General features: G+C 44.9%; 9 protein-coding genes. 1 reads left to right on the forward strand and 8 read right to left on the reverse strand.

Going from position 1 to position 12,854, the window contains the following annotated elements:
* Nucleotides 1–163 precede the first annotated feature (163 nt).
* The gene (gene purL, locus AK823_RS01270) at nt 164–4,165 is read left to right on the forward strand and encodes a phosphoribosylformylglycinamidine synthase (RefSeq protein ID WP_068325603.1); all 4,002 of its coding nucleotides are present in this window, start codon (nt 164–166) and stop codon (nt 4,163–4,165) included.
* 223 nt (nt 4,166–4,388) lie between these two features.
* Here the strand turns inward: purL and AK823_RS01275 are convergent, their stop codons facing one another.
* From AK823_RS01275 to pta, 8 genes are all read right to left on the reverse strand, one after another.
* Nucleotides 4,389–4,586, reverse strand: coding sequence for a hypothetical protein (locus tag AK823_RS01275; RefSeq protein ID WP_068325605.1), 198 nt, complete (start codon nt 4,584–4,586; stop codon nt 4,389–4,391).
* 19 nt (nt 4,587–4,605) lie between these two features.
* Nucleotides 4,606–5,349 (reverse strand): type 1 glutamine amidotransferase, encoded by a 744-nt coding sequence (locus AK823_RS01280; RefSeq protein ID WP_068325607.1) that lies wholly within the window; start codon nt 5,347–5,349, stop codon nt 4,606–4,608.
* Between the two features lie 82 nt (nt 5,350–5,431).
* A complete protein-coding gene (locus AK823_RS01285) occupies nt 5,432–6,313 on the reverse strand; it encodes an N-acetylmuramoyl-L-alanine amidase (RefSeq protein ID WP_068325609.1) in 882 nt (293 codons plus the stop codon).
* A 127-nt stretch (nt 6,314–6,440) separates the two neighbouring features.
* Nucleotides 6,441–7,799, reverse strand: coding sequence for an APC family permease (locus AK823_RS01290; RefSeq protein ID WP_068325611.1), 1,359 nt, complete (start codon nt 7,797–7,799; stop codon nt 6,441–6,443).
* Between the two features lie 189 nt (nt 7,800–7,988).
* Nucleotides 7,989–8,744, reverse strand: a complete 756-nt coding sequence (locus AK823_RS01295) for an MOSC domain-containing protein (protein ID WP_068325613.1) — start codon at nt 8,742–8,744, stop codon at nt 7,989–7,991.
* A 234-nt stretch (nt 8,745–8,978) separates the two neighbouring features.
* A complete protein-coding gene (rsfS, locus tag AK823_RS01300) occupies nt 8,979–9,392 on the reverse strand; it encodes a ribosome silencing factor (protein WP_068325616.1) in 414 nt (137 codons plus the stop codon).
* Between the two features lie 131 nt (nt 9,393–9,523).
* On the reverse strand, nt 9,524–10,486 hold the full coding sequence (locus AK823_RS01305) for a nicotinate-nicotinamide nucleotide adenylyltransferase (protein ID WP_068325617.1): 963 nt from the start codon (nt 10,484–10,486) through the stop codon (nt 9,524–9,526).
* Nucleotides 10,487–10,669: 183 nt separating this feature from the next.
* A complete protein-coding gene (pta, locus tag AK823_RS01310; protein WP_068325619.1) occupies nt 10,670–12,814 on the reverse strand; it encodes a phosphate acetyltransferase in 2,145 nt (714 codons plus the stop codon).
* Nucleotides 12,815–12,854 lie beyond the last annotated feature (40 nt).

Genomic DNA, 12,854 nt, shown 5'->3' on the forward strand with positions numbered 1-12,854 from the left:
CTATAAAAAGGCTTAGTATAAAAAACATATTTGCATTCAATTTATAGGAGCTACAGGCAATTTATCGCGGTTTATACCTGCTTATTATGGGGCTTCTTGTTATAATACGCGGACCATTTACTTTGCATGGCAGAGATGCCTTGATCTTACGGATTATGCCTTTATGATGACTATCGCCGGACAACCGTTTCTTACCGATTTTCAGACGCAGCAACTCATCAGTCAGTTTCAGCAAAAAACCGAGCTAAATGTCAGCCACATCAATACTCAGCAAGTTTATGTGCTATCACGAGAACTAAAAGGTGATGAGCAGAAAAAAGCGCTGGACCTGTTTGGTATTAAAGAAGATACCCAACTTGCCGCCCCGCAAGACAATCAATTACAAGTCATCGTGAGCCCACGTTTTGGTACGATTTCGCCGTGGGCAAGTAAAGCGACCGATATCTTTAATAACTGTGATATTGAGATTAACCGTGTCGAGCGCGTTATTGTTTATACCTTAACCCTTGATGGTGAAGTAGGCGAGAAACTGCCAGTAAACGCTGAGCAATTATTGTTTGATCGTATGACTCAGAGCTTGGTTTATGATTTAAATGACGTGAATAAATTGTTCGATGATGAGCAACCAGCGTCGCTTAATCATATTGATGTGATTGGACAAGGTCAGTCAGCATTAGAATCGGCCAATACAGAGTTTGGTTTTGCGCTATCGAGCGAAGACATTGATTATCTAATGAATGCTTACGTCAATGAGCTCAAGCGTAATCCAACGGACGTTGAGCTAATGATGTTTGCACAAGCAAACTCAGAGCATTGCCGTCACAAGATTTTCAACGCTGAATGGACGGTCGATGGAGAAGTACAGCCAAAGTCACTGTTCCAAATGATTAAGAATACTTATAAAGCCAATCCACAAGGCATTTTATCTGCTTATAAAGATAATGCGGCAGTAATGGCAGGGTCGGAGGGAATGCGTTTTTACTCGATTCCTACTGACGCTCAAGATCCTAATTCTGCGCATCCTTACAATTTTCATCAAGAAGAAATCGATATCTTAATGAAAGTCGAAACCCATAACCATCCAACGGCGATTGCCCCTTATGCCGGTGCTGCAACAGGTGCTGGTGGTGAGATTCGTGATGAAGGCGCAACAGGCCGTGGTGGTAAACCCAAAGCAGGTCTGACAGGCTTTCACGTATCACATTTGCATATTCCAGAGCTTGCTGAAAAATGGGAGCAGTCAGGTCAACTGAGTACTCAGGCTTATGGTACGCCGGATCGTATGGCAACCAGTCTTGAGATTATGACTGAAGCGCCACTCGGCTCAGCCAATTTCTCTAACGAATTTGGTCGTCCAAACCTTTGCGGTTATTTCCGTAGTTTCCAATTGGATACTTCAGCGGTAAAAGACGGCAGCGAGATGCGCGGCTATCATAAGCCTATCATGCTGGCAGGTGGTTACGGCAATATCAAACGCAACCTGATTGAAAAAAATTCGATTCGCCAAGGCGATTTACTCATCGTCCTTGGTGGCCCTGCGATGCAAATTGGTCTTGGTGGCGGTGCGGCATCTTCGGTCGATAGCGGCTCACTCGATGAAGGTTTAGACTTTGCCTCAGTTCAGCGTGATAACGCTGAGATGGAGCGTCGCTGTCAAGAGGTTCTCGATCGCTGCTGGGCACTAGCGGGTAACGATATTGATGTAAGCAACAACAGTAAAGACGGCAACCCAATCGTCTCATTACATGACGTCGGGGCAGGCGGTCTATCCAATGCCATGCCAGAACTGGTCAATGACCATGAAATGGGCGCGGTGCTCAATCTACGTAAGATTCCGTCGTTAGAAGCGGGCATGTCACCAATGGCGATTTGGTCAAACGAAGCGCAAGAGCGTTACGTATTGGCGATTCGTCCTGAAAGCAAAGATCAGTTCGATGCCATCTGTGCTCGTGAGCGTTGCCCATATGCCATCTTAGGGGAAGCTACTGAAGTGCGTCAGCTCGTCGTTAATGACGAATTGCTCCCTGAGCAGCCAGTCGATATGCCGATGCAAGTATTGCTCGGTGGTACGCCGCAGATGCAGCGTAGCTTTAACGTACAAGCGAACGAGTTGCTACCGCTTGAGCTTAATGACTTTGACCTAAAAGAATCTATCAAGGATGTATTACGTCATCCTACCGTCGCGAGCAAGTCATTCCTCATTAGCATTGGTGACCGCTCTATCACGGGTATGGTGGTGCGTGATCAATATGTTGGTCGTTACCAAGTCCCCGTCGCAGATTGCGCTGTTACGGCGTCAGGCTTGATTGCGCTTGACGGTCAAGTCATGACGGGTGAAGCGATGAGTGTCGGTGAGCGTACGCCTGTTGCGCTGATTAGTCCAAAAGCTTCTGCACGACTCGCAGTCGGTGAAGCGATAACCAATATCGCCGGTGCGCGTATTACTCAGTTATCTGATATTACGATGTCAGCGAACTGGATGGCAGCCTGTGGTGAAGACGTAGAAGATGCTGCATTATTTGACGCGGTGCATACGGTTGGTGAAGAGCTATGCCCAGCACTTGGTATCGCTATTCCCGTCGGTAAAGATTCGCTATCGATGCGTGCCAACTGGAGTGACGAAGACGCTAATAATCAAAACCAAGACAAATCAGTCGTGTCGCCAATGAGCCTAGTGATTACAGCATTTGCGCCTGTCGTTGATGTGGCAAAAACTTTAACGCCTGAGCTAATCAATGGTGATAGCGCCTTCTACCGTATTGATTTATCTAAAGGTCAATTGCGTTTGGGCGGTTCAATCCTTGCGCAAACGCTTAGCCAATTAGGTAACGACTGCCCAGATTTAGCGCAGCCAAGCGACTTGATCGACTTCTTTAACTTTATCCAAGCGGGCAACGAACAAAGCGTCATCAGCGCCTATCACGATATCGGTGATGGTGGACTACTCGCGACTATCGCTGAGATGCAATTCACTAGCCGCCAAGGTATCAAGCTGTCATTGACCGATGATAATTTGCTCGGTCAATTATTCAGTGAAGAGCTAGGCGCAGTCATCCAAGTATTACCAGAAAACGTCGCCGCGTTAATGCAACTGGCAGAAGAGTTTAACGTCAGCGACATGATGAGCCTCGTTGGTCAAAGCTCGGAAGAAGACAGCTTAATCATCCAAACGCCAACACTCATGGGTGACGATACTCTACGCTTTAAGCGTTCTGAGTTGCAACAAGAATGGAGTCAGGTCAGCTATCAAATCGCGCGTCGCCGTGACAACCCAGCTTGCGTCCAACAAGAGTATGACTTGATTGCTGATGCGAGCTATCAAGGTCTTATCGCTGCACCAAACTTTGACCTCAATCAGAAAGTTGAAGAACCGTATCTAAACAGCCGTGAAAACAAACCAAGAGTCGCTATCCTGCGTGAGCAAGGCGTCAACGGTCAGTCAGAGATGGCAGCAGGCTTTACGCAAGCTGGCTTTGAAGCAGTTGACGTGCATATGAGCGATTTGCTTGAAGGTCGCATCAATCTACGTGACTTCGACGGTCTGGTCGCTTGTGGTGGCTTTAGCTACGGTGACGTACTGGGCGCAGGCTCTGGCTGGGCGAACTCTATTTTGTTCCATGACGAGTTGCGCATGCAGTTTGTGCGCTTCTTTGCTCGTCCTGACACCTTCTCACTTGGTGTCTGTAACGGTTGTCAGATGATGGCGCAGCTCAAAGATTTAATCCCCGGCGCAGAGAACTTCCCTCGCTTCATCGCCAACCAGTCGGCGCGTTTTGAAGCGCGTACCGTCAACGTCAAAGTCGAGCGTACCAAATCCATCCTGTTCAAAGGCATGCAAGACAGCATCTTACCTATCGCTGTGGCGCACGGTGAAGGCTACGCCACGCTGGACAACACCGAGATCGACGGTATGGCAAAACACGGTCAGCTCGCCATGCGTTATGTCGATAGCCAAGGTCATCCAACCGAGACCTATCCGCTCAATCCAAACGGTTCGCTCGGCGGTGTCACGGGTCTGTGTAGCACCGACGGTCGCGTCACTCTTATGATGCCGCATCCTGAGCGTACGTTACGTGCCTACAATCACAGCTGGAAACCAGAAGAATGGGACGAGGACGGCGCGTGGATGCGTATGTTCCGTAATGCGCGGGCTTGGTTGCGTTAGTCGTAAACCTAAAGGCTTGATTAGCGTCGTCAAACCTGCTGAGCTTACGATATGTAGTGCTTGCGCATGTTTTCCTCGTTACTCAAATCTCTAGCAATTGCTTATAGTTTTAGACAGCTGTTTTTTTAAATAAGAAGGTGAGCGTAAAGCTCACCTTTTTTGTGTTTGGGGTTAGATTTCATGGTAAACAAGTGATTAACGCATAGAAAAGCTTTTCAATCGATTACTTATTCTCTGAACCCTTCTGAGCCTCAGCAATCAACTCATGAATCTTAGCACTTTCTTTTAACACACAAGCGTCATACGCAGAAAGCTGCTTAGCTTCTTGTTCTTTCTGCTTTTCCTGCTCCTGCTCTTGTCTGGCTTTTTCTTCTAAATACTTTTGAAGCTCGTCTTGTTCGTTAGGTTGTGAGTCACTCATGATTTATTCTCCTTACTATTCAGTTTGCAGCTATCCGATTTAGCATAGCGGATAGCATTGCGTTATTTGCTTCGATATATTTATCACCCAGCGCGATGATCTCAGCGGGTGATTGTACGGTGATTGGATAATCTTTCAGTCCACTTTGAATGGCGTTATTGCCATTTACTACCATCTTGGCAAGGCTCTCTTTGGTCACTTCGAAGTGACACTGCCACGCCAGTATCCAAGTACCTAGCTCTTTATGCAGCGGCGTTTGATAGACAAAGCCTTGATTCGCCCAAGCATCCGTCGATGCAATAATGCTAGCACCTTTTGGACAGTCAAAACCGTCACCATGAAAGTGAAACACGGTAAAATCCTGCTTGGGCAAATCTTGTAATAGAGGATGCGCCTGACCTGCGGGCGTCAGTCGAATTGGTAACCAACCGATTTCTTTTACCCCAGACGGCTGCACGCTAGCACCCAAACAATGGGCGATAAGCTGCGCCCCTAAGCAAATACCGATGACCGTTTTGCCAGCATCGATACTTTGATTAATTAGGCGTTTTTCTGCGATGAGCCAAGGGTGCTTTTCCTCGTCATGGACGCTCATCGGTCCACCCATCACAATCAGCCAATCAAAGCTTTCTAGCGCTGGCAGGGCATCATCATCGTAAGAACGACTGACATTAAGAGTATGATTGTGACTATTTGCCCACTGCTTGATGAAGTTAAAGTCTTCATAATCGGTGTGGAATAGAGCGTGAATACGTAGCGTCATAAGATACCTCATTAGCAAATATCGATTAACAAACATCGTTTTGCAAAGGTTTTAAAACTAGGGTTTTTTCTAGAAACCAATCTTAATAAAAGTCATCACGACCAGCATACTTCTTATTGAGTGCCTTTAAAATAGCATAAGTTTCTAAATCTAGCTCGCCCGTTGGACGCAGCGGTCTGAAATGCAATTGAAACGCATAAACCACATTACGACTGGCTTTATCCCATTCATCGCTATCGTTGATTTGATAACCGTAATCACGAAAGGCTTGCTTAATCTCAGGTATCGTTGCTGCTGCAAACTCGTCTTGATTCATAATAAATTGCTTATCAAATTCATCATACCAAGCGCCAATACCGTACTCGAAATACAGTCGTTTCCAAGGGAACTTGGCACCGGGGTCGATTTTGCGTGACGGCGCTATATCAGAGTGACCAACGATGTTTTTTGGAGAGATGTCATATCTTTTTGCCAAATCTTGCACCAGCTGCGCGACCTTTTTAATCTGCAACTCATCAAATTCCACGTAGTGCTCATAAGGACGGTATTCTAGCTCGCTATTCCTGAGCGCGTCTCGATATTCAGGTTTAATGCCAGCATTGACAATTTCGATGCCGATAGAGGTGTCGTTGAGGATGGTTCTACCTGCAAACCCACTGTTACCCGCATGCCAAGCGCGTTCGCTTTCTGGCACCAAGTTATAAATCTTATCGTCGTCGTTGGATAAGATTAGGTAGTGCGAGCTGACCTGACCAGTGGTTAATGTTTTTATCGATCGGTCATTATCTGAGACCGTATAGTGCAGGACAATGGTTTTGATGCGCTCACTTTTGCCTTGGGCTTGATAGGTTTCACTGTCGATAATATAACGCGGCGTCGATGTTGCGACGCAGCCGATGAATGAAAATGTCATGAACGATGTTAATACTGATGTTAATACTAAAGAGGTAATATTTTTTGCCATGAAATGCTCTGTATTGAAGGGAGTACTATTAAATAAATAGGAAAAAACTATAACAGTCGTGCGTTTTAATCTTTATATCTGTTTAATTTTAAACCGCCTATATTATTACTCATAACCGCCACTATTTTTAACCAAGACTGACGCTACTAATAGGAATTATCCTCTTATAACCAATCGCACCTAAAATGATAAATACCGCCAATAATATATAAGCATTCAACGATAAAGCAGCAGGTGAGAAGGGCAGTAGCAACAGCGATATAAAGATGATGCTGACCAAGACTGCGAGATAATTTAACAGACCAGCCTGATTTTTTCTGCGCTCATTAATCAAATCTGCTGACGTCACATAAGCGAAGCCGACGGTAATACCCAGCGATGCCATACTGACGATATCAAGTAGATAGTTTCTACCCAGCCAAGGAGAAAACAGGCAAACTACAGCGATCAGTACTACGGTTTTAGTCTTACTAAAATGATGGTTTTTATCGGTAAAAATACTGGGTAATAAAGACGAATCGCCCATAGATTCTAATAGCTTGACTGAGGATAGTATAAAGCCATTGATACCGCTAAGGATGGAGCCAATCATAGCGATGGACAGTAGCCAAATGCCAATGCTACCAATACGATTATCTATCCCCTCACCAGTAGCCCAATTGCTATCTTTGATCGCTTGATAATCAAAATTCATATTTAAGGCAGTAAAATAATTGATCAAAAAATAGAATAAAACACCAGCGATAAGCGAAATTAAAATAATGCTTTTGGTCTTGGTTTTCGAATCACTAATAGATTTGGATATCTGCGGTGTGGTCTCGAATCCGACGTATGCCCAAGGCATGACGGCAAGAATAGGTAACCATGCCAAACTGGTGATGGAGCTACTTTGCATATCAGTGGGCAAAAAGGTTTGGGTCGCCGGAGTCGCCCAAAGCGAGCCGAAAAACAGTGCAGTGACTGACACAATCATAAACAGGGCAATATACAATTGGATTTTGGCGCCGACCTGTACCCCGCGCAAATTGATATAGCTAAATAAAATGATGGCAGCACTACATAAGAATACTTCACTGGCGTAGACCTCCCAACCAGCAATCGTGTACAGATAGCCTATCTGTAAGCTACTGGGCAATAAATACCTTAGTAGCAATGCGACGGCTGATATGTTGAGCGCCACGATAGAGATATAACCTATTGCCACGCCCCAACCATAAATATATGCGTGTTTTCTACTGATGTATTTTTCAATCCAATAGATACCGCCTGATTCGTTTTCTGGCGTTTGGGTCAATAAATTAATATAGGCTTGCGCGACCATATAGATGGCTAAAGTACCAATGATGATGGCGACAGAAGAGCCTAATAGCTGCGACTGCGGCAAAAATAAATCGCCAGGCATCACATAAGCACCCCATCCTATAATCGCCCCTACGCTAATCGCTATCGCTTGCAGGTAGCTGATGCTCTCAGTTTTTTCGCTCATACAATCCTCTTTGAGAGCCAAATATTTAATGCGCAAACATACTCACTATGCAGTCAGTTTTACGCAAAAAAGACTTTTAACTATTGTTATAACTTATTTGAAATCACTATTATAAATGTTAAGAGATTAATCAAATTTTTAGCTTTAATTTGGGAAATGATATTAAAGGTTTTTTCTTAGAAAATCTGTTTAATCCTTCCGGATCTTTTTAGCCAAAACGGTTTTCCAACTATCCTCCAAACACTCAATCGCTAGCCAAGGTTCAATCACCTCAGCATCGAACTTTTCTTTTGCATTCGACAGTTGCCACAGCTTTTCAAGGGTGGCGAACGGATAAGGACGTTCGATTAAATACACAGGCAAGTCAGCGTCAATCATGCCGTCGCGTACCACTTGGAAATACCAACCAGCGATACCTTGTTTGCTGACCCAAGCGGCGATGTTCGGTACTTTGGTAAACTGTCCGATTTGGTCATTAATTTTATAGCAGGGACGACGCGGTTGTACGATGCGTAATTGCACGCTATTACTATTGTCGATATCGCTATACTGAAAAACGTCACCAATACAAACGATGGACTCATCCATCTCTGGCAGACCATCTACAGCTTCGGTGGTCAGATTTTCACCCAGTGTGCCGATGCGCACTTTTAAGTTGAATTCTGCATTAATCTTTTCATAACTAGCAGGTGGCAGTTGATGCACAGCTTTTAGCGGGCCACCATGATGACGTCGATCCGCTTGTTCATCGGTGGTCAAACCCATAAAGTTGATGGCAACGGGTGCTTTAATCGGCGCTTTATCAATAGCGCTCATCTGCTCACGCGCGAATGGCATGGCTTTGCCAGCACGCACGCAGGTTAAGTTGGCGATATGTAGGGGCAGATCTTGGTTAAAGTCAGCTTTGTTGTTTTGGGTAGAATATTCTATCGATTGTATGCTCATGAATTTTCCTAATCTATAGGGAGTTATTAGGCGAGTGGTTATGTCATTGCTGGCATTAATGCTGGGTATTAATGATTGGTATTATCTTAGCTTAATCATTTATCTGATTATACGGTCTTAGTATTTTAAAATTTATCAACATCTTAAAATTTAAACAAAAAAAGACCAGAATAGATATCTGGTCTTTTTAATAGTAGTTTTTTCAATGTTTGACGATTATCGCAATTAACAATCTTATTTATTTTTATTGCGGCGACCGGCTGTTTTCTTTTCACGTGGCGTGGCGACCAGCTCAGCCAATTGCTCAGGTGATGACCATAGACCTTCTAAGTCATAGAACTCACGCGCTTGCGGGGTCATCATGTGCACGACGACAGAGCCCAAATCAATCAAAGTCCAGTCAGAGTCTGTGCCGCCTTCACGACCAAGTGGCATAAAGTCAGCTTGCTTAGCTTCAGCACCGACGCTATCAGCCATCGCGCGGACATGACGCTTAGACGTACCTTCAGCGATCACAATGCGTTCCATTACATCAGTCAAATCTTCTACATTTATTACAGTGATGTTCTTAGCTTTCATATCTTCTAAAGCGCTTTCGACAACGGTTAAGCACTCTTTTAAGCGTTCGTCAGTCATGGTGTTGATCATAAATTTTAATCTCTTGAATCGTAAATATTAAAAATAAAGTGGTAAATCGTCAGTTTGCAGCCGCTAACTGGTCATATATAGCCAGTCGTAAATAGAGATAGGATATGCAAAATGACAAAGATAAGATGATTTTAACGGAATTGAGCAGCAGAATATAGCTGATGGGCGATAATATATTGATAAACAGCAGGATTTAGCCATTTAGCTAATGGATTGGATTCAGTATTGCTCATGATATCATTTATTGGCTGTACAGATGTGATTTGCGTTTCGGCTATGGGCATTATATTTAATCGATTTTCCGTGTTTTGTAATTTCTGGTGCGGTAGTTGCTGGCGTATTTGCGTACTTGATACGGCTACGACAGGGCGCGGGTCTATGTAAATGCGTCCTTGATTGCTGTTTTTCAAGACAGCGTTATTCGAAAGTGTTTGCGCAGTTGGCGTTATCAATTCAGTAGGCGAATTGGTGATTAAATCTTGCAGTTGAGAGGGGAGTTGGGCCACTAGCTGAGGTTGTAGGACAGTGGAGTGTTGCGCTATTGAATTCTTATCAATGAGATTTTCATTTTCGTCAGTGCTGTTTGTTTCAGCAATGCTAAAACGGTTAAAAATCCAAAGGTTTACATAATCTGTCAGTTGTAAACCATCTTTCCATTTATCCAAACTACGCGCGCTGTCCATACCCATGATAAATATCAAGCAGTCATTGGGGTAGCGCTCACGTAATGTCTGCACACTATTGATTGTATAGACGGGCGGCGTTTGCCATAGCTCAAGCTCACTAATCTTTAGCGGTGTATTTTGCGTAGCCAGTTTTAACATGGTTAAGCGATGCTCAGGATTGGTGCTTTCGTCTTTAAAAGGCGAGCGCGCATTGGGTAGCAATGACACATGCAGTTTGCGCTGTTGCTCCTCAGCTATCGGTAATAAATCCTGATAGACATGCATCGCCATTTGCAAATGACCTTCATGTACCGGATCAAATGAGCCACCGAGATAAGCACGAATAGCAGGTGCAGCCTCTTTATCAGCTGAGCTAATATCATTTTTTAAATCAGAGTTTATATCAGTGGCTTGAGCTGAGTGCGGCATAATAATTGAGATTGTTACCTGTAGATAAGTTTGTATTGATTCAGCATATTAAAGCACGATTGTAATGGGCAGGTGCGTACTTGTCATTAAAAGCAATAAAAAAACCGACCATCATGACGATAATCGGCTGAATAAAAATAGTCGGTTGAATAAAATAAGGCTTTTAAGCGTGTGTTTAGATAATTAAATCAGGTCGCTATGTGCTTGAATAGCGGTCAGAGCGATGGTGTAGACGATATCATCGATCAGCGCGCCACGGGATAGATCGTTGACAGGCTTGTTTAGACCTTGGAGCATCGGACCCACACTAATGACATTGGCGCTACGTTGCACCGCTTTATAAGTAGTGTTGCCTGTATTTAAGTCTGGGAAGATAAACACATTAGCTTGTCCAGCGACTGGCGAGTCTGGGGCTTTTTGCTTACCAACGCTCATGACCGAAGCAGCGTCATATTGCAATGGGCCATCAACAGCGAGATTGGGGGCGCGTTCGCGAACGATCTCCGTGGCGCGAGTGACTTTTTCAACATCAGCACCCGTACCCGATGCACCGGTTGAATAGCTAATCATAGCAACTTTTGGCTCGATACCGAATGCTGCGGCAGATTGCGCAGACTGGATAGCAATCTCAGCCAATTCCTCAGCGGTTGGGTCTGGGTTAATGGCACAGTCACCATAGACAACGACTTGCTCAGGCAATAGCATAAAGAAGATCGACGATACTAATGAGTACTGCGGTGCCGTCTTAATCAGCTGAAATGCAGGGCGTACCGTGTTGGCAGTAGTATGAATCGCACCAGAGACTAGACCATCGACTTCATCCATCTGCAGCATGATCGTGCCTAAATAAACTGTATCTTGCAGATATTCAGCAGCCACGTCTGCGGTGGTTTTACCTTTACGGCGTTCAACGACCGCCGCGATATATTTACTCATATCGAGCGTATCAGGATCGATAATCTCAAGCCCTTCTGGCAAGATTAAATCGCGGTTTTTGGCGACTTGTTCGACATCTTCGCGCTTAGCCAATAGTACACAGTTTGCGATACCGCGGCTTTGGCAGATACATGCTGCTTCTACAGTACGTGGTTCCGAGCCTTCTGGCAGTACCACACGCTTTTTAGCATTTTGTGCTTTTAAGACAACTTGATGACGAAAAGCCGCTGGAGATAAACGCGGTTTATGATCACCACTGAACTGCTCTTTAATCCAACTTAAGTCCAAATGCGCCGCTACATAACGGGTAACGTCTAACGCGCGCTCGGTATCATCACTTGGAATCTCAGCGCTCATATGCATGAGGTTCTGTACTGTCTCGTAGCTATCCGTCTCGACACTCATGACAGGAATGCCCGTTTTGAGTGCAGATTGCCATAATTCAGTGACGGTCTCGTTCGGCATGACACCGCCCGTTAATACTAAACCTGCTAATGGAACGCCATTAATACAGGCCAAAGCCGCCGCCAATAATAAGTCATCACGGTCGCCTGGTACGACAATCAAAGTGCCACGATTGAAGACTTCATCGACACGTGCAATTGAGCGAGCCGTTAAACTAATATGATTAATTCGGCGCGTTTTAGCTTCGCCCACGTTCAACCAAGTAGCATCAAGCTCAGCAGCGATATCCCAAGTACGAGGTACCGATAACGAATCGCTAAATGGCACGACACCGATTAAGCGAAATTGCTCGGTGTCGAAATGTGGTGACAAACGCTGTACTTCTTGAATGAAGCTCTTATCAAGGGTAAAGACAGCTTCACCAGGAGCAACTGGTTGATTATCAAAGGTATTTGGCACATCGACGCGCATCAAGATGCAGCCCAAGGTACGCTCGCTTGCGATACCGCCAAACTCACGCGCATGCATATCAAGCTTGTCAGCAAGATGGGCAGGGTTTTTGGTATCAGCCGTACTGACGAAGATGATTTTGGCATCAAGTGCATGGGCGATAGCACGGTTAATTTGCGCGGCATAAGAGGCTTCAGTCGTCGAGACCAAGCCTTCGCAGATGACAACATCCTGATCACCGCCAATAGTGTGATAATTAATGACCACTTCTTCCATCAAGTCATCAAGGTTACCATCACCAATCATACGCTCAACGCGCTGACGGTTGATAGACTTAGGCGGGGTTAGGCCAAACGCATGCATGGTCAATGCGCTTGAGCTGTCCAAGCTATTTTGTTTATCGAGCGTATCATCTTGCAAAAAAGGCTTCATAAAGCCAGCTTTGATACCGTTATAATCTAATGCGCGGATCAGGCCTAGTGCCGCTGATGTCACACCGATACCGCGACTGATAGGAACAAGTAATATGGTTTGCATAGCGTATCCTACTATTTATTTATTATATCCTTAAGGAGGT

This window comes from Psychrobacter sp. P2G3, assembly GCF_001593285.1.
Taxonomy (GTDB): Bacteria; Pseudomonadota; Gammaproteobacteria; order Pseudomonadales; family Moraxellaceae; genus Psychrobacter.